The following is a 19,126-nucleotide window of genomic DNA, read 5'->3' as shown; positions in this document are numbered from 1 at the left end:
GTGTTTTGTTAGATATAATAATTGGTATAATTTCTTTCAAGTAAAATTTGTGGCACAATAGATGAGGTATTAAATCGTGAGTTTGTTGGATTAGGGAGAAAGGAAGATTCTTTTGTCTAGTGAAAAAATTCCAATTCATATAAAAATAGATACTGAAATTGTCGATGAGGAACATGGTAATGAAAACATTACGAGAACGGAACATGGAACTTATGCACGTAAAGGGCATATTCACATGATTCAATACGAAGAAGAAATGGAAGACTTAGGGAATGTCGCAACAACGATTGTCGTTCAGGACGATCGCGTGTCAATTAAACGAGAAGGATCCTTGCAAATGCATCAAGTGTTTAGAATAGGGTCAAGTACAGAGTGTGTTTATCACCATCCGTTTGGGAAGTTTCGAATGGAAACAACCACACATCATATGCAGTTTGTCAAAGGGATTGGGAATCGTTCTGGCCGAATCTATTTAAACTATGATGTTGTACTGAATGAACAAGAACCGAGGCGTCATACATTTGAGTTACACTTTCAAGAGGAGGTTGCCTAGATGAATATCGTAGGTCAAATCGAAGAGACATTAAAACAAGGAATTGAATCTGCCGTATTAGAAGCGGGCTTAGCTTCAAAGGATGAAATGCCCGATGTCGTTTTGGAAACACCAAAGGATTCGGCGCACGGGGACTATGCTACGAACATGGCGATGCAACTTGCACGTATTGCAAAAAAAGCACCACGTCAAATCGCCGAAGAGATCGTTCAACATTTAGATAGTGAAAAAGCATCTGTCAAACAGGTTGACATTGCTGGACCAGGTTTTATTAACTTTTTTATTGATCAATCATCACTAACTGAGGTCGTGGATACCGTGCTAGAACAAGGTAGCGAATACGGAAAGACGAACGCAGGTGAAAGCAAGCGAGTTCAAATTGAGTTTGTTTCCGCCAATCCAACCGGAACGCTTCACTTAGGACATGCTAGAGGTGCTGCTTTTGGTGATGCATTAGCTAATGTGATGGAAAAAGCAGGCTTTGACATCGAACGCGAATATTATATTAATGATGCGGGTAATCAAATTGATAATTTAGCACGTTCTATTAACGCGCGTTATTACCAAGCACTTGGCCAGGAGATGGACATGCCTGAAGATGGCTATCACGGAAAAGATATTGTTGCACTAGCGCAGTCTTTAGTTGATGACCACGGTGATGAATTTACGAAATTAGATGAAAAAGAACGTTTAGCTGAGTTCCGTCAGTATGGCCTTAAACACTTATTAAATCGAATTGAAGAAGATTTAAAAGAATATCGCGTACCATTTGATTCATGGTTTTCTGAAACATCATTGTATGATCAAGATTTAGTAGCAGGTGCTGTTCAAAAGCTTCGAGGTAAAGGCTATGTCTATGAAGCAGACGGTGCAACTTGGCTTAAATCAACGGAGTTTGGCGATGACAAAGACCGCGTACTTGTTAAGCAAGACGGTTCTTACACGTATTTAACGCCAGATATTGCGTACCACTTAAATAAAATCGAGCGTGGTTTTGATGAGCTCATTAACATTTGGGGCGCCGACCACCATGGATATGTCGCAAGAATGCACGCCGCGATTCAAGCATTAGGTTATCCAAAAGAGGTTTTAGACATTAAAATTACCCAAATGGTGAACCTGTTTGAAAATGGTGAAAAAGTCAAAATGAGTAAGCGTACAGGTAAGGCAGTAACGATGAAGGAGCTAATTGAAGAAGTTGGCCTCGATGCGACACGTTACTTCTTTATCATGCGTTCAAATGATGCTCATTTAGATTTCGACATGGACCTTGCGAAATCTCAGTCAAACGAAAACCCAGTATATTATGTTCAGTATGCGCATGCGCGTATCTGCAGCATGCTTCGTCAAGCTAAAGAAAAAGGTGTTAATGTTGAGGCAAATGCAGACACGTCACTTCTCACGGCGGAGAAAGAGACCGCGCTATTAAAACGACTTGGCGATTATCCTCAGGTGATTGCTGATGCTGCCGAAAAACGAATGCCACACCGCATTCCGCAGTATGTGTTCGACTTAGCGTCAGATCTTCACAGCTTTTATAACGCTGAGAAAGTAATTGATTTAGATGCGCAAGAATTAACGCAAGCTCGTATTGCTCTTATGAAAGCTGTACGTGTCGTTATTCAAGACGCATTAAAACTAATTGGTGTAGAAGCACCAGAGAAGATGTAAATAAGATGGAAGCATTGACCGAACTTGTTGCGGCGGGGAGGTCGATGCTTTTTTTATATTGATTTTATGGAAATAATTTTAAAATATAAATTATGAAAGGACTGATGCGTTTGATCTTGAAAAACCATTCCCACTCACCATTCCACCTACAACTAGAGGTACTTGAAGGAAGGGTGCCGCCCCAACATTCAAGTTTTAATAAGTACGAAAAAACTTTGTATCAAGAACGCTCCGGATACTTCGGAGAGCGCGCCCTCGACTATCCATTTAGGAAAATCCAATTTCCTCATTTCGTGACTCACCACACCAGGCTTGAAGTCAACCATTTAAATTTCCAGATGGACACCAACCTTTGGACACCAAGATATGATTTAATCATCGAGGCAAAAGACTATACGGGCCACATTTCATTAAGAGACGGATTCAACCAGATTATTCAACAAAAGGATGTCAACGGTCAAATGGTGACGAACGTTTATGACGATCCAGTTTTGCAAGTTGAGGAACAAAAGCTGCAACTAGAATTATGGCTAGAAACACAAGGGATGCCTGTCCTCCCGATTGAAACCCTTGTCGTCATGACGAATCCCCGAGTCATTTTAGATGCCACACCGAATTCTCTATACCAAGAAAAAGTCATTCCCCTAAGTAAACTTGCTTCCAAGCTAAGAGAGATCAATCAACATTATACACACGAACACCTAACGCTCGCTGAAACCCGGCGGCTAGCAAGCTACGTCGCGAGTCAGCACAAACCCTGGAAACCAAACGTCTTTCAAAGATTAGGCATCGGGCCAGGAGAAATCAGGCGAGGCGTGCGCTGCCCAAGCTGCCGAACCCTCCCAATGAAATGGGAGCGATTAAGGTTTGAATGTTCGGCCTGTGGAATGCGCTCAGCTGATGCCTATGTTGGTGCATTGAAGGAATTTTTCTTGCTTTTTGGAGATCAAATTACCAATCGACAGTTTAGGTGGTGGACTGGGGTGGGGTCTGAGAGTACGGCCAAAAAGCAACTTAGAAGATCTGGCTTTAATAGGGTAGGAGATAAAAGAACAGCAATCTATAAACTTAATTTTAACTACGATGAAGATTTTGATGAATTTGTGAGATGGAAACAGGCCGATAAATTCAGAAAACGGGCCTTAATTTTTTAAAAAGAGGCCGTAAAAATTAAAAAACGGGCCGTAATTTTTTAAAAAGAGGCCGTAAAAATTAAAAAAGGGGCCGATAATTTTCAAAAAGAGGCCGTTAAAATTCGAAAACGGGCCGTATAACCAGAAAAACAGGCCGTAAACCAAACTAGCGAGAGCAGAATTAACTGTAATCAAGTTGTCAAAACCCATCCTCAGACGGGTTTTACCCTTTCTATTATGATTTTTCGTTGCAAGATAGAATAAATAGATTGGTCTTAGCCCGTTAAAAAGCAACCCCATTGAAATGTTAAGCTCTCAATGGGGTTACTTTTTTATCCAAACGGATACTGGTATTCAATTTCCTCATTAAATTCAACATAATCTAAATAGATCATTAGTAGTAAATACCACTTACCTGAGTCAGAATCTGCTAAAACAATATGATCCCTTCCAGCCTCTTCGATTGTACCTGTGAATACATCTTGAGTATCTTGACCTTCAAACGTCATATATACTCTAGCTTCTTTACCTCTATTAAGCCTTAAGATATTTTCAATGTATGAACGTTCTCTGCCAATAGGGCCACCACCAATTGGAACTTGAACTGGACCTTGGCCGCCATTTTGCATCATCGGTCCGCCTTGCATACCACCGTTTTGCATCATTTGGCCCATACCTGGCATCATTTGTTGACCACCCATTCCAGGCATTCCTTGCATCGTTTGCCCTTGTTGCATACCTTGAACCATACCTGGCATTTGTCCTTGGGATTGACCCATGCCAAATTTATTTGGGTTTTGACCCTTAGAAGGTCCGCCACCCATTCCTTGTAATTTGTTACCCATTTGTCCTTTACCTGGAAGACTTAACTTTTTTCCGCTTCCGCCAGACCATTTTGGGTTTTTGCCTGGCCATTTACCTTGCCCGCCCATGAGATTTTTCGGGTCGTTAAAAGATTTTTTATCCGGTAACTTTCCGCCTTTGCCTTTTGATTGATCCAATTGATCATCAACCTCCTAAAATTTATTTAAATAACTAATAGACTTCTGGACATTCTGCTTGTGTAGGCGCATAAAAACAATGCGATTTAAATCTACCAACATTCCATTGCCCATACCACCTAGCTCTACAATCACCAACTGGGCGATAAAACCACAGTGAATCATCACCAGGGTCAAACTGTTCACCGTCGACAGTTCGCTGAGCCAAACGGATATCTTTTGGGCGAGCTCTCTGGTAGAAATAATTCTGAGTGACTGCTTCAAACCCACCAGGTGATTGATAAATCATGTCCGATAGCGTATCAATTCCAGTGAAGTCTAAGCATTCGGCTAAAACTCTATTAACCCCAACATTTCCGACTAAAAGCATGCCTAACTTACCGTCTTCCTCAGCTTCGGCGCGCATAAGTCTTGCTAGTTCTCTTAGTTGTGCTTCGTTGTAGGCAATGACTGCCAATTCATACCACCTCTTTCATACCCACCACTAGTTCATTTATATGTTGAAATGGGTAAATGTTGATATAGGTGCTTGTACTTTTTGAAAAGGTAAAAAGTTTTTAATAGCAAAGAGTTGTAATTCATTAGAGGAAAGTCGTTAGAATGAGGGGTAGTGTCAATTGGGAAGTTAGGGCGAGCGTGAATATCAATAGAATGCACTTGAACCGAAATAGAAGAGGAGGAAATGTAAATAGTAGCACTGGAATAAAACTAACCAACAAAAAAACTGAGCCACAAATGTGACTCAGTTATAGTGCCATAATCTGATTTAAGTCTTCTTTTGTCTTGCGATGCCCGATGAAGAATTCACCGAAGTCCGCAAAGCGTGCGCTCACTTCGTCAAAGCGCATTTCGTAAATTAGTTTTTTAAACTGGATCATTTCGTGAGCATATAAAGTGACGCCCCATTCCCAGTCGTCGAAACCGATACTACCTGTAATGATTTGGCGAACTTTACCTGCATATTTACGGCCAGTCATACCGTGTTCATACATTAAACGGCCACGCTCATCTTTCTCTTCCATAAACCAGTTGTTAACGGCATCTTTCTTACGGTCCATTGGGTAGAAGCAAATGTGTTCCCATTTTGGAAGTACAGGCTTAAGGCGAGCCTGAAATTCAGGGTCTGTATCAGGGTCTTTACCTTTTGCCATATAAGCGGATAGCTCAACAACTGATACGAACGAATATGCTGGAATTAAAAATTCAGCGAGTTTAGTTTTATTAAACGCTGTCTCAAGATCGGTCAGCTCGTCCATTGTAGGGCGAAGGTTCATGATGAGTAAGTCAGCTTTTTGGCCAATCATTTGGTAAAAACCAACACTGCCTTCTCGGTTTGACTCTATCTCTTCCCAGCCTTGCATGAGTTCATTAAATTCATTTAACGCCTGGTCACGCTCTTCTTGAGAAGCTAATTTCCACGCGTTCCAGTCGACTTTACGAAAATCATGTAAACAATACCAACCATCAAATGTTTCAACTGCTTCTGGCATTGGTTTCACTCCTTCAATTCATTTTCCAATTTAACTATATCATAAAGAATTAAACGAGGTTAAAGGAAAAGCCTTTGAACGTTTTGTTAACAACTATTTGTGAAACAATCGTTCGTTACGCTGCTTCATCAATTCTAATCGGTTTTCGAACCATTCACGTTCTTCACTAAACATAGGACGTTCATCAATCGTGACGCTCTGTTCAGTTAATTTTTGTTCAACACGGTCCATAACATGTTTAACAGACAGCTTTTTATGAAAAAGTTGTTCAAGTGATGCCATGACATTAGGGTTAATATTGGGATAATTAAATTTAGTCTGAGTACCGTTTTTAGCTAATTTATAAAACGTTTTGAGTAATTCAGCACGTTCTTCTCCATGTCCTTCAACATCTAAATAGATTTGAACAGCTGACCCAGATTTAACTCTTCGCTGTGAGATTCCGGCAAATTTTTTACCATGAATACTTAAATCGTAAGTTCCAGGGCAATAAGATTCTTCAATTTCGTAAGCTTCTATAGGCAGCCCTTCATCTTCAAAAACCCACCTAATAAATTCAACCATAGCTTCATAGCCATCATGAATATCAAAATGTTTAGCGTCAGGGAAAATGAGGGAAATATTTAATACGCCCTCATCTAGGACAACCGCAAGACCACCTGAGTTTCGAATGAGGACGTCATAGCCTTGCTTTTGTAAAAAGTTGATTCCATCTTCTAAATAAGGAAGGCGGCTATCGGGAATACCTAAGACGACAGTTGGCTTATGAACCCAATAATGAATACTTGTTTCACGATGCTCACTTGCGGCTAGACATAAAGCATCATCAACAGCGAAGGATTCTATTATTTTCGAATCTTGTGCATTACTTCGATCAACTTTTCTAATATAATTAATATCTAATAAGGGATGTTTCTTCATAAAATCGTTCCTTCAATCTTTTTGTATGTACCAAATAAATATTATAACAGATAAGGATGTGGATTCATTGTTAACAGCTATCTTAAAATTAATTGCATCAGGTATTGAATTTTTCCTAGGTATTCCATTTGTTGGCGGCGCATTTATTTTCGCTAACGCATGGGGACCATTACTGCTTATGTTCTTATTTTACCTAGCAATATTATTACTGTCTATTAAGTACGGTTACGCCAAATGGGGTGCGATTACCGGAATGGTCGTTTCGATTGTTGCATTCATCCCAGTCGTCGGCATGATCCTTCACTGGGTTGCGTTCTTCGCCTTATTATTTGACGGTATCATGAACTATAAACAAGCTAAAGCACGCGGCTAAACCTAACCCCCCTGTTTATTACGCTGAACAGGGGGGTTCGTTTGTGAAAAAAAGATTGTGTTCACGAGAGAATTGTCCGCATCCCGAGGAGAAATGTTTGAGTGGCGTGGAGAAGTGTTCGCGTGAGGTGGTGAATTGTTCGCATCCCGGGAAAAAGTGTTCACGTGGCGTGGTGAATTGTTCGTATCTCGGGGAGAAGTGTTCGCATCGCAGGGTGAATTGTCCGCATCGCCAAGTGACTTACCTGCAACCAGCGGGAACTCTCCGCATTTAATCATAAGTTATAAAATTTTTCTCGCCATAAGGATGTATTTCAATTTAAAAATCGTTATAATGGATGATATACATTGTAGAAAGGTCGGAAAAAATGTCGTATCGCCATGAACAATTAAGCGAAGAGAAAGTATTTAAAGACCCAGTCCATCGCTACATACACGTTCGTGACCGTGTGATTTGGGATTTGATTGGAACTCCGGAATTCCAGCGTCTTAGACGGATTAAACAGCTAGGAACTACATACTTAACATTCCACGGGGCGGAGCATAGTCGATTCAGCCATTCATTAGGAGTGTACGAGATTGTCCGCCGAATCGTTGAGAATTTCAAGGGTAAACCAAATTGGAGTGAAGAAGAGAGGCTACTCTGCTTATGTGCCGCACTGCTTCATGATTTAGGTCACGGGCCATTTTCTCATTCATTCGAAAAGGTATTTGACTTAGACCACGAAGATTTCACTCGTGAAATTGTGCTTGGGGATACAGGCGTTAATCAAGTGCTAACTAAAGTAGACCCGAATTTCCCACAAGATGTAGCTGATGTCATTAACAAAACATACCGTAACAAATTAGTCGTAAGCTTAATTTCAAGCCAGATTGATGCGGACCGAATGGATTATTTGCAGCGAGATGCTTATTTTACAGGTGTAAGCTATGGCCACTTTGATATGGAAAGAATTTTACGTGTCATGCGACCAATGGAAGATCAAGCTGTGATTAAAGAAAGCGGGATGCATGCGGTTGAAGATTACATCATGAGTAGGTACCAAATGTACTGGCAAGTTTATTTTCATCCAGTTACACGCAGTGCAGAAGTGATTCTAACCAAAATTTTACACCGCGCTAAGGAACTTTTTCACTCAGATTATTTGTTTAAATTAGCGCCGACCCATTTTGTTAGTTTTTTTGAAAAAGATGTTTCGCTAAAAGATTATTTAAAGCTAGATGAGAATGTAGTTTATTACTATTTTCAAATTTGGCAAGATGAGGACGATCACATTTTAGCAGATTTGTGTCGTCGTTTTGTTGACCGTGATTTATTTAAATATGTAGAATTTAATCCTGGTAATCAGTACCGAGATTTAATGGATCTCAAAGAATGTTTTATCGAAGCAGGAGTAGACCCGTCTTATTATTTAGAAGTTGACTCATCATCCGACCTACCTTATGACTTTTATAGACAAGGGGAAGATGAAGAGCGACTGCCAATTTTACTACAAATGCCGAATGGGGAGTTGAAAGAGCTCTCTAGACAGTCAGATATTGTTGAAGCTATTTCAGGTAAAAAGAGAACAGACCATAAATTATATTATGCGAAAGATTTGATTGACCAACTACCCGAAGACAGTGACATCAAACGTCGGATTAATGAAATTTTAAAGGGATAGGGGCTGAGAAGTGTATGTTAGAAGATCATGCTAAACTAATGACATTTTTTGAACAGGCGGAGGAAGTTGTTGGGCGAAAACGTCTACAGAAAATGGTTTATATACTTAAGAAATCAGGCTTTGATTTCTCGGAACGTTATTCATTCCATTTTTACGGGCCTTATTCAGAGGAACTTTCAACTCGGGTGGAAGAACTCTGCAATTTAGGGTTTTTAGATGAAGAGAAAGAGAAAGAAAAAGGTTATTATCAATATCGTTATACGTTAACTGAGCAAGGGACAGGCTTTTTAGATGACTCAAAAGTTCAAGCGCCTAATATGACTGAGTTAATCGAAAAGATGAATGTTAAAAGCTCGAAATTTCTTGAACTTGTTTCAACGATGCTATATTTTGATACGTTTCCAAAACACGAGGTAGAAGAGAAGGTTTTAACAGTTAAAAGTAAGCAAAATTATACAGACGAAGACCTACAAGATGCGTGGTCATTTATTGAAGAAATGAAGGCGCATTAATGAAGACACCAACTTGGAATAAACTCCAGGTTGGTGTCATTTTATAATAACGGATGAAACCATTTTGCTAATATTTTTTTTACAATGTGAGTTTTGGAATTGGGGTACTCATACCATTCCTCATAAATTGGTGTCGCATAGTTGAAGTCTTGTTCGTAATAGGTATATAGCTTTCTGACTAATTCCTGATCATACATTAGCAGGTTCACTTCATGGTTAAAATAAAGACTTCTCCTGTCAAAGTTAGCCGTACCAATATCACAAACTTTATCATCAATAAAAATGGCCTTAGCATGATAAAAGCCTTCTTGAAATAGCCTCACTTCAGCACCTGCTCTGTGAAGTCGAGATAAAAAAGGTGCAGATGCCTCCTTAACGAGGATGTGGTCTGAATCATGAGGATAAATAATTTGAACCTTAATGCCTTGAGCTAATTTTTTCTCTAATAAATCAAGTAACTTTTTATTAGGGATAAAATAGGGCGAGCCTATTGCGATACGACTTTCTGCTTGACGGACTAAATTTAAAAACGTCTCCTGCAGTTTGCCGTTTGATGTTGGAATGAGCTGACACCTATAATGCCCTGTAATATCGACGTTTGAATTAATTTCTAGAGCCTCGTAAGTATTTTGTTCCCAGTCCTGTTTAAATAAATCTAATACATCCTTTACCACATCACCCTGAAGACGAAGGTGATAGTCTCGCCAAAAAGAAAACTTAGAGTTCTGATTAATATATTCATCACCAATGTTATAACCGCCTATATAGGCAATACGCCCGTCGATAATTGAGATTTTCCGGTGATTACGCCTGTTAAACGAACGAAGCGGCGACAAAATGTTAAACCGGTTACTATACTCTATTTGAACGCCAGCTTTTTTTAAGTCTTCACGATCTTTTCGTCTAATGGCAAAAGACCCTAAACGATCAACTAATAAATAAACCTCAACACCTCTTGAACTTGCATCTGATAATAATTTAAAAAACGTTTCGCTAAAATGATCACTTTTGACAATAAAAAAAGACACGCAAACAAACTGTGTTGCGGATTGAATATCTTTAAAATACTGGTCATACAACTCCTCGCCATGATTGTAAAAATCGATGTTCGCAAGACGGTGGGGATATGTATGGTCAATGGGATCTGTCTCAAGTTTTTGTTTGATTAAAAAAAATATAATAACAATAATAATAACAATTAATACCCACACTGTAAGCTCCCCCTTCTCAAGTATTATGCGATTTCCAAAACGTTATTATACGATTAAATTACTTAAATTTAACATTGACTGAATGCTCATTCATTGTATAATAAGAGGTAAGAAAAAGAATTTTCATGAAATTACAATTTTTTATGATAAGATAGTTACTAGACAACTTCGAGACTAGCGGGGGGAAACTTTTATGGACACATTACTTCTAATCAATTGGTTAGCCTTTTTAGGTGTAACCGCTTACGGAATTTTCCTCTTTGTACAAGTAGTACGCACGCGTATTGCTTACATAAAGATGGGGAAAAAAGCAGAGTTCGACCAAGACATGAAACAGCGCGTCAGAGATATTTTGACGTTCGTATTTGGCCAAAAGAAACTATTAAAGGATAAAAAGTCTGGCGCGATTCACGTCATGATGTTCTATGGTTTCTTATTAGTTCAATTTGGCGCTATTGATTTTATTTGGAAGGGGTTAGCACCTGATTCTCATTTGCCACTTGGCATTTTCTACCCAGGGTTTACGTTCTTCCAAGAGATCGTCACGTTGACGATTTTAGTAGCAGTAGTTTGGGCGTTTTACCGCCGTTATATTGAAAAACTTGTTCGCTTAAAGCGAGGCTTTAAAGCAGGACTTGTTTTAATTTTTATCGCAACGCTTATGTTATCTGTATTGATGGGTAACGGGGCCGCGATTGTTTGGCATGGTCATGGATTAACATGGACTGAGCCAGTTGCATCCATGTTTGCGACTGCTTTTGGATGGATGGGACCGACTGCATCTGCCGCTTTATTCTACGTGATGTGGTGGATTCATTTATTCGCATTATTAAGTTTCTTAGTTTACGTGCCACAATCTAAGCACGCTCACCTTTTAGCTGGGCCTGCTAACGTATTTTTAACAAAAGATAAAAAGCACGGAAAGCTTAAGAAAATCGACTTTGACATTGATGAAATGGAAGAGTCTGATGAAGAGCCGACGTTTGGCGTCGGAAAAGTAGAAGACTTAGATCAACTACAACTCTTAGACTTATACGCTTGTGTTGAATGTGGTCGTTGTACGGATGTATGTCCGGCTTCAGGTTCAGGTAAGATGTTGTCGCCAATGGATATTATTGTGAAATTGCGTGACCATTTAACTGAAAAGGGAGCAGCTGTAACGGGCAAATCTGCATGGGTTCCATCTTATGCTTTTGCTGGGACTCAAGGAAATCAAATAGCCGCAGATCCGAATGGCTCACTTGCTGAGCAGGTAATGGAAAAAGACTTAATCGGTGACGTAGTAACGGAAGAAGAGTTATGGGCGTGTACGACTTGTCGTAACTGTGAAGATCAGTGTCCTGTTATGAACCAGCACGTAGATACGATTATTGACTTACGTCGTTACTTAGTTATGACAGAAGGTAAAATGGATCCTGAAGCTCAGCGTGCGATGATGAACATTGAGCGTCAAGGAAACCCATGGGGACTTTCTAAGAAAGACCGCGAAAACTGGAGAGAACAAGACGAAACACTTCGCATTCCAACTGTTAAGGAAATGAAAAAAGAGGGCGAAGAATTCGAATACTTATTCTGGGTCTCTTCAATGGGGTCTTATGATAACCGCAGTCAAAAGATTGCTATGGCATTTGCTCGTTTAATGAATAAAGCAGGCGTTAAGTTTGCTATTTTAGGTAATAAAGAGCGTAACTCTGGAGATACAGCTCGTCGTTTAGGTAACGAATTCTTATTCCAAGAGTTAGCTGAGAAGAATATTAAAGAATTTGAAAAGAATGAAGTGAAGAAGATTGTAACGATCGATCCTCACGCTTATAACATCTTTAAAAATGAATATCCTGACTTCGGTTTTGAAGGTGAAGTTTATCACCATACAGAGCTATTAGCACAGTTAATCGAAGAAGGTCGATTGCAGCCAGAGCAAGCGATTAACGAGAAGATTACGTTCCACGATTCTTGTTACTTAGGGCGTTATAATGATGTCTATAACCCGCCTCGTAAAATTTTAGAATCCATTCCAGGCGTTCAATATGTTGAAATTGAACGTAATAAAGAAAACGGAATGTGCTGTGGTGCAGGTGGCGGTATGATGTGGTCTGAAGAGACAACAGGTAACCGCATAAATGTTGCTCGTACAGAGCAGGCTTTAGAAGTAACGCCTAACACCATTTCGAGTGCGTGTCCATACTGTTTAACCATGCTTACAGATGGTACGAAGGCTAAAGAAGTTGAGGATGATGTGACAACTCAAGACGTTGCAGAAGTTCTTGAACGTTCAATCTTCGGGGAACCTGCAAAAGTGGATCAACCTGCATAATGTTGCCCCTCTAGCTTCGACGAGTTGCTAGAGGGTTATTTTTATACCTAAGACTAGAGTCTTAGGGCTAATTTTCTACAAAAACTTTTGAAATTTCCATTTTTTTATTTTAGTAATTTTATAAAAATTTAAAAAAGATGTTGCAATTTGATGACGTCTTTCATAAAATAATAGATGTTAAACTTATCTGAAAAAAGAAAAATTTATTGATAAAGATAAAATGGGGATTCTCGAATAGACTTATGGGTTTTTTAATATGGACAGACTATATCAAAATTTAATTTTCTAAAAATTAGAGAAATTTAGACCCTTAAGATTTGTCATCGAGAAAATATAACTATAGGGTGATTGAGTTGAGTAATCCATTACTAGAGATCAAAAATCTGAAGACATCCTTCAGAATTGGGGAAGAGTATTACGCAGCGGTTGATGATGTATCACTTAACGTCAATAAGAACGAAGTCCTAGCCATAGTTGGGGAGTCTGGCTCAGGAAAAAGTGCTCTAGCATTTTCTGTTATGGGACTACATAACCGGGCGAAAATTGAAGGAGACATTAACTTTAAAGGTCGGAATATTGCGAATTTACCGTTTAAAGAGATGAATAAATTTCGCGGTAAAGAGCTTTCGATGATTTTCCAGGATCCATTAACGGCATTAAATCCTCTGATGGAAGTTGGAAGACAGATTGATGAGGTTTTGACGCTTCACAACAAAAATATGCCGAAATCGAAACGTAAAAACTATATTATAGAGCTTTTAGAAAGGGTCGAAATCCCTAGGCCCAAGCACGTTTATAATCAGTTCCCTCACGAATTATCCGGGGGTATGAGACAACGTGTAATTATCGCAATTGCCATTGCGAATCAGCCTGAGTTATTAATAGCTGATGAGCCAACAACAGCATTAGACGTTACTATTCAAGCGCAAATATTAGACTTAATGCGTGAATTGAAAGATGATCTTGGCTCCGGCGTCATTCTAATTACCCATGACTTAGGGGTGGTTGCAGAAATGGCTGACCGTGTAGCTGTTATGTATGCAGGTGAGATTGTGGAAGTTGCAGATGTTAAGACGTTGTTCGAAGACCCTAAGCACCCTTATACCAGATCGTTATTGAGTTCAATTCCACTTGTTGACAGTGCACAAGATAAACTGCATGTCATTCACGGTATTGTTCCATCACTTAAACATTTACCACGTCAAGGTTGTAGATTCAGTGCACGAATTCCATGGATTGATGCGAGTGCCCATGAAGAACATCCTGAACTACATGAAATTAGTCCAGGTCACTTTGTTCGCTGCACATGTTATAAGCATTTTTACTTCCCAGAAGAGAGCAAGGAGGAACAGAACCATGACACTGCTCAAAGTTGATAACCTTAAAGTGCATTTTCCGATCCGTGGTGGAATTCTAAATAGAGTTGTTGATTCAATCAAAGCCGTTGATGACGTAAGCTTTGAAATCCAACCTGGTGAGACTTATGGATTAGTTGGTGAATCAGGTTCTGGTAAAACAACAACAGGTAAAGCGGTAATGGGGCTAAATAATATTACGGACGGTAAAATTTATTTCCAAGATGAACTCTTAAATAAAAGTGGCAAAAGAGTAAATATTCGTAAAGATATTCAAATGATCTTCCAGGATCCATACTCTAGTTTGAATCCAAGGAAGCGCGTACTAGATATAATCGCTGAACCTCTTAGAAACTATGAAAAGCTATCGAAACAAGAAGAGAAAAAGAAGGTTCAGGAACTACTAGAGAAAGTAGGACTTTCTCCTGAGAGTATACTAAAATATCCACACGAATTCTCAGGTGGTCAGCGCCAAAGAATTGGTGTTGCTAGAGCCATTGCTCTAAAGCCAAAGCTTATTATCATGGACGAGCCTGTATCAGCGTTAGACGTATCGGTTCAGGCACAAGTATTAAACTTTATGCAAGATTTACAGAAAGAATTAAATCTAACTTACTTATTTATATCCCACGATTTAGGTGTAGTTAAACATATGTGTGACAGAATTGGAATTATGTATAACGGACGTTACGTAGAAGAGGGTACAAAAGAAGAAATCTTTAACTCTCCTCAGCACATTTATACAAAACGTCTCGTTGCAGCGATTCCGGACATTAATCCAAAAAGACGTCAAGAAAACCTTAACTTCCGTGAACAAGTCAAGCATGAGTTTTCAAACTCGTACTATGATTATTTTGATGAAAACGGCTTGGCGTACGATTTAACACCAGTCACCGATACACATCGGGTAGCGTTACCAGAGAAAGGTTGATCAGACTATGTGGAAATTTATAGTTAGAAGATTATTAATCACTACACCACAAATCATATTACTAAGTGTTATCGTGTTTTTGTTAGCTAAAATGATGCCGGGTGATGCGTTAACAGGATTAATTGATCCGAATATTAAACCTGAACGTATTGCTGAAATGAGAGAAAAACTGGGACTTAACAATCCTTGGTATGTTCAATATAAGGATTGGATAGTTGGAGCTGTCCAAGGTGACTTCGGACAATCTTTTAAATATAAAATGCCAGTATCAGACTTAATCTGGCAACGGGTTGTTAATACATTCTGGCTATCATTAGTTTCAACAATTATGATTTATGCTATTGGCTTACCTTTAGGGATCGTTAGTGGTCGTTACAATGACAAATTAATCGATCAGTTAATTACTGGTTACACTTATATTGGATTTGCAACACCAATCTTTATCTTTGGTTTAGTTGCACTTTGGGTCTTTGGTTTTATGCTTGGTTGGTTCCCAACAGGCGGTTCAGTTGAGCCAGGCCTAGAACCAGGAACATTACAATACATTTTGAGTAAGTTGCACCATTTATTACTGCCATCCTTGTCAATCGCTCTGATTGGAACGGTTGGAACAGTACAATACTTAAGAAGTGAAATAATTGATACGAAACAAAAAGATTTCATTTTAACAGCTCGTGCAAAAGGTGCATCTGAAAGTCGTGTTTACAATCGTCATATTTTTAGAAACTCAATTCTTCCAATTGCAGCATTCTTTGGATACGAAATTGTAAACCTTATAAATGGTACAGTTTTTATTGAAAGAATTTTCAGTTACCCAGGAATGGGGAACTTATTTATCGAATCAATTCAATTAAGAGACTTTTCAGTTGTAACAGCACTAGTTCTATTATCTGGTATTTTAGCAATTTTAGGTGCGTTACTGTCAGATATCATTTTAAGTATTGTAGATCCGCGTATCCGTATCAAATAAATTGATTAGACATCAATGGGGGTGAGACAAATTGGCACAATCAAACAGACAGCAGGATGTTGATATTGAACAGGAAGTAAATCAAGCTCAGCAAGAAACAGAACAGCACAAAAGTCCTTCCGGGTTATCAATCTTTTGGAAGGAAATTAAAAAAGATAAATTGGCACTTGTTTCATTAGTGTTTTTTACACTCATAACTTTATTTGTTTTTGGAGCATCATTAATCTTAGACCAAGATCAAATCGCTAAAGTAGATTTATTTGCTTTATATGAGCCACCTTCAAGTGAGTACTGGTTAGGGACAGACTATGGAGGACGTGATGTTTTTGGTCAGTTAATTATAGGTACTAGAAACTCTCTATTAATTGGATTTCTAGTCACCATCCTATCAGGCATTATTGGTGTTGTGGTAGGCGTTGTCTCAGGTTACTTTGGTGGTCATATCGATAACGCATTAATGCGTGTCGTAGACTTCTTTATGGTATTACCATTCATTATGTTAGTTATCGTATTCGTTGCGATTGTTCCAGAATATAGCGTTATTTCATTCTCTTTAATTATGACAGCTTTCTTATGGATGGGGATCGCAAGGTTGATACGTTCTAAAGCTTTACAAGAAAAAGAACTAGATTACGCTCAAGCATCTAGAACATTAGGGTCTTCACACACGAAGATTATATTTAAACAAGTATTACCAAACATTACATCACTAATCGTTGTAACGATGACTCTTAACTTAGCAGCTAATATTGGAATTGAGTCAGGTCTATCATTCTTAGGATTTGGTTTCCCTGAAGAAACACCAAGTTTAGGGACTCTATTAAGTTACACAACGAACCCAACGACGTTAGAACAACGTTGGTGGATTTGGCTACCAGCAGCCATACTTATTCTATTACTCATGCTAGCAGTTCGTAACGTTGGCGAAGCACTAAAACGTGCAGCTGATGCTAGACAGAGAAGAGCTTAAATCAATGGTACCTACACCTGGCTTTTACGTCAGGTGTTGAGTATATAGTTTTTCAGTCAAAAATAGACTGAGCAAAAATATTAGGGGGAGGTAATTAAATATGAGCAGAAGCTTATTTGGCAAATTTTTATTTGTCTTAATGCTCGCATTCGTTTTGCTCATCGCAGCTTGTAATAGCGATGAAGGGAACGAAGAGCCTTCTGAAGGAGAAGGCGAAGGCACTGAAGAGTCTTCTGAGGGAGAAGGCGAAGGTGAAGAAAGTGAAGAAGGCGAAGAAGCAGGGGGAGAAGCTAACGCTGATGGTCTTTATAACATTGAAGACTTTAATACAAAGGTTTCGAACACTGGTGAGCCAATCGAAGGTGGAGAGTTAACATTCGGTTTAGTAACTGATACAGCATTTGAAGGTACATTAAACTGGAACTTCTATTCTGGTGCACCAGATGCGGAAGTAATCGCATGGTTTGATGAAGCGCTAGTAACTTACGATGAAAACTATCGTATTACTAATGACGGTGCTGCAACGTATGAAGTAAACGAAGAAGAGTCTTCAATTACGTTTACTATTAGAGACAATGTTAACTGGCATGATGGTGAGCCTGTTACAGCTGAAGACTGGGCATTTGCCTATGAAGTGATATCTCATCCTGATTACGATGGTCCTCGTGGAAGCACTGTAGGTTTCACTTTACTTAAAGGTATGGAAGCATACCGAAATGGTGAAGCTGATTCAATTAAGGGTATCGAGATTGTAGATGAGAAAACAATTAAATTTAACTATGAGCGTTTAACACCATCTCTATTAACAGGTGGTATTTGGATTTACCCGTTAGCAAAACACATCTTTGGCGACATGGAAGTAGCAGATATGTCAGCTTCTGATGCAGTACGTCAAAACCCAATTGGTTTTGGTCCGTACAAAGTTGATAGCATTGTTCCTGGTGAGTCTGTAACTTACGTTAAGAACGAAGATTACTGGAGAGGCGAGCCGAATTTAGATAAAGTAACTCTTAAAGTTGTAAGCCCTAGTACTGTGGCAAACGCTTTAGAAACTGGCGAAGTTGATTTAGTGGATAGCTTCCCGGTTGATCAGTTCCCAGACAACTCTAGTATGGAAGGCGTTGAATGGTTAGGTGATATTGACTTAGCATACACCTACATCGGTTTCAAATTAGGTGACTGGAACAAAGAAGAAGGTCGCGTTAACTACAAGCCTGATGAAATGAAAATGGGTGACGTTAGATTACGTCGTGCAATGTGGTATGCAGTAGATAACAATGCAGTTGGTGAGGAGTTCTACAACGGTTTACGTTGGAATGCAACTACTTTAATTGCTCCTTCACATCCTGAATACCATGATGATTCAATCGAAACACCAACTTATGATCCAGAAAAAGCTAAGCAAATCTTAGACGAAGCTGGTTATGAAGATACTGATGGTGACGGATTCCGTGAAAAACCAAATGGTGATAAGTTAGAAATTAACTTTGCATCTATGTCTGGTGGCGATGTTGCTGAACCATTAGCGCGTTACTACATCCAAGCTTGGGAGAATGTTGGATTAAAAGTACAACTTATCGATGGACGTTTACTTGAGTTCAACACATTCTATGAGCGTGTAGGTAACGGTGGTAACGACGATCCTGAAGTTGATATCTATCAAGGTGCATGGGGTGTTGGTTACGATGTAGACCCTAGTGGTTTATATGGTCCAACAGCAATGTTCAACTTCCCGCGTTATGAAAGCGAAGAAAATACTAAACTTCTAGAAGACGGTCTTTCAGAAGAAGCATTTGACCCTGAGTACCGTAAAGAAGTTTATAGTAAGTGGCAAAAACTTATGGTAGAGGAAATCCCTGTATTCCCTACTCTTTACCGCTCGGTATTAATTCCAGTTAACGAGCGTGTAGTTAACTGGGGTATCTCAGTAGGTGATCCTACATTTACTGAACGTTATTACCAAGTAGGTGTAACTGAATAAGGACTATAATAGACTCAAGAAGCATGATGCTTCTTGAGTTTATTTTTATATATTTACTTACTTTTTGTAAGTTAGTA

17 protein-coding genes are annotated in these 19,126 nt (G+C 39.1%); 12 read left to right on the top strand and 5 right to left on the bottom strand.

Annotated features, from left to right (window positions below; translation table 11 throughout):
- Nucleotides 1–112: 112 nt before the first annotated feature.
- The 3 genes from ACFSW4_RS00505 (at nt 113) to ACFSW4_RS00495 (ending at nt 3,378) form a co-directional block, all read left to right on the top strand.
- The gene (locus ACFSW4_RS00505) at nt 113–553 is read left to right on the top strand and encodes a DUF1934 domain-containing protein (protein ID WP_054754582.1); all 441 of its coding nucleotides are present in this window, start codon (nt 113–115) and stop codon (nt 551–553) included.
- Entirely contained in the window at nt 554–2,224 is a 1,671-nt protein-coding gene (gene argS, locus ACFSW4_RS00500; protein ID WP_377326761.1) for an arginine--tRNA ligase, read from the top strand.
- A 92-nt stretch (nt 2,225–2,316) separates the two neighbouring features.
- Nucleotides 2,317–3,378: a nuclease-related domain-containing protein gene (locus ACFSW4_RS00495; protein WP_377326759.1), complete on the top strand. Its 1,062-nt coding sequence runs from the start codon at nt 2,317–2,319 to the stop codon at nt 3,376–3,378.
- A gap of 311 nt (nt 3,379–3,689) precedes the next feature.
- Here ACFSW4_RS00495 and gerQ read toward each other — a convergent pair whose 3' ends face one another.
- From gerQ to ACFSW4_RS00475, 4 genes are all read right to left on the bottom strand, one after another.
- Nucleotides 3,690–4,358, bottom strand: a complete 669-nt coding sequence (gene gerQ / locus ACFSW4_RS00490) for a spore coat protein GerQ (RefSeq protein WP_377326757.1) — start codon at nt 4,356–4,358, stop codon at nt 3,690–3,692.
- 34 nt (nt 4,359–4,392) lie between these two features.
- Complete coding sequence (locus ACFSW4_RS00485) at nt 4,393–4,815, bottom strand: cell wall hydrolase (RefSeq protein WP_377326755.1); 423 nt, start codon at nt 4,813–4,815, stop codon at nt 4,393–4,395.
- Nucleotides 4,816–5,104: 289 nt separating this feature from the next.
- On the bottom strand, nt 5,105–5,848 hold the full coding sequence (gene hemQ, locus ACFSW4_RS00480; protein WP_054754578.1) for a hydrogen peroxide-dependent heme synthase: 744 nt from the start codon (nt 5,846–5,848) through the stop codon (nt 5,105–5,107).
- 93 nt (nt 5,849–5,941) lie between these two features.
- Nucleotides 5,942–6,769, bottom strand: coding sequence for a lipoate--protein ligase family protein (locus tag ACFSW4_RS00475; RefSeq protein ID WP_054754577.1), 828 nt, complete (start codon nt 6,767–6,769; stop codon nt 5,942–5,944).
- A 67-nt stretch (nt 6,770–6,836) separates the two neighbouring features.
- Between ACFSW4_RS00475 and ACFSW4_RS00470 the strand changes: the two genes are divergently transcribed.
- The 3 genes from ACFSW4_RS00470 (at nt 6,837) to ACFSW4_RS00460 (ending at nt 9,317) form a co-directional block, all read left to right on the top strand.
- On the top strand, nt 6,837–7,142 hold the full coding sequence (locus ACFSW4_RS00470) for a hypothetical protein (RefSeq protein ID WP_054754576.1): 306 nt from the start codon (nt 6,837–6,839) through the stop codon (nt 7,140–7,142).
- 367 nt (nt 7,143–7,509) lie between these two features.
- Complete coding sequence (locus tag ACFSW4_RS00465) at nt 7,510–8,805, top strand: HD domain-containing protein (RefSeq protein WP_377326752.1); 1,296 nt, start codon at nt 7,510–7,512, stop codon at nt 8,803–8,805.
- Nucleotides 8,806–8,819: 14 nt separating this feature from the next.
- A complete protein-coding gene (locus ACFSW4_RS00460; protein WP_377326750.1) occupies nt 8,820–9,317 on the top strand; it encodes a YwgA family protein in 498 nt (165 codons plus the stop codon).
- Between the two features lie 41 nt (nt 9,318–9,358).
- On the opposite strand, the gene ACFSW4_RS00455 is transcribed toward ACFSW4_RS00460, so the two are convergent.
- Nucleotides 9,359–10,528 carry a phospholipase D-like domain-containing protein gene (locus ACFSW4_RS00455; protein ID WP_377326748.1) on the bottom strand — a complete coding sequence of 390 codons (1,170 nt, stop codon included), beginning with the start codon at nt 10,526–10,528 and terminating at the stop codon, nt 9,359–9,361.
- A gap of 193 nt (nt 10,529–10,721) precedes the next feature.
- Here ACFSW4_RS00455 and ACFSW4_RS00450 point away from each other — a divergent pair, with 193 nt between their 5' ends.
- The 6 genes from ACFSW4_RS00450 (at nt 10,722) to opp4A (ending at nt 19,049) form a co-directional block, all read left to right on the top strand.
- Entirely contained in the window at nt 10,722–12,842 is a 2,121-nt protein-coding gene (locus ACFSW4_RS00450) for a (Fe-S)-binding protein (RefSeq protein ID WP_377326746.1), read from the top strand.
- 353 nt (nt 12,843–13,195) lie between these two features.
- Nucleotides 13,196–14,218 (top strand): ABC transporter ATP-binding protein, encoded by a 1,023-nt coding sequence (locus ACFSW4_RS00445; RefSeq protein ID WP_377326744.1) that lies wholly within the window; start codon nt 13,196–13,198, stop codon nt 14,216–14,218.
- Nucleotides 14,199–15,128: an ABC transporter ATP-binding protein gene (locus tag ACFSW4_RS00440; RefSeq protein WP_377326742.1), complete on the top strand. Its 930-nt coding sequence runs from the start codon at nt 14,199–14,201 to the stop codon at nt 15,126–15,128. The genes ACFSW4_RS00445 and ACFSW4_RS00440 overlap by 20 nt, the downstream gene beginning before the upstream one ends.
- 7 nt (nt 15,129–15,135) lie before the next feature.
- Nucleotides 15,136–16,098: an oligopeptide ABC transporter permease gene (opp4B, locus tag ACFSW4_RS00435; protein WP_377326740.1), complete on the top strand. Its 963-nt coding sequence runs from the start codon at nt 15,136–15,138 to the stop codon at nt 16,096–16,098.
- 64 nt (nt 16,099–16,162) lie between these two features.
- The gene (locus ACFSW4_RS00430) at nt 16,163–17,068 is read left to right on the top strand and encodes an ABC transporter permease (protein WP_377326788.1); all 906 of its coding nucleotides are present in this window, start codon (nt 16,163–16,165) and stop codon (nt 17,066–17,068) included.
- A 100-nt stretch (nt 17,069–17,168) separates the two neighbouring features.
- Nucleotides 17,169–19,049, top strand: a complete 1,881-nt coding sequence (gene opp4A / locus ACFSW4_RS00425; protein ID WP_054754570.1) for an oligopeptide ABC transporter substrate-binding protein — start codon at nt 17,169–17,171, stop codon at nt 19,047–19,049.
- Nucleotides 19,050–19,126: the final 77 nt, after the last annotated feature.

The sequence above is a fragment of the Piscibacillus salipiscarius genome (assembly GCF_042685285.1).
GTDB lineage: Bacteria > Bacillota > Bacilli > Bacillales > Alkalibacillaceae > Piscibacillus > Piscibacillus salipiscarius.
The sequence above is the reverse complement of the archived record's forward strand: the minus strand, read 5'-3'. Positions and strand labels throughout refer to the sequence as shown.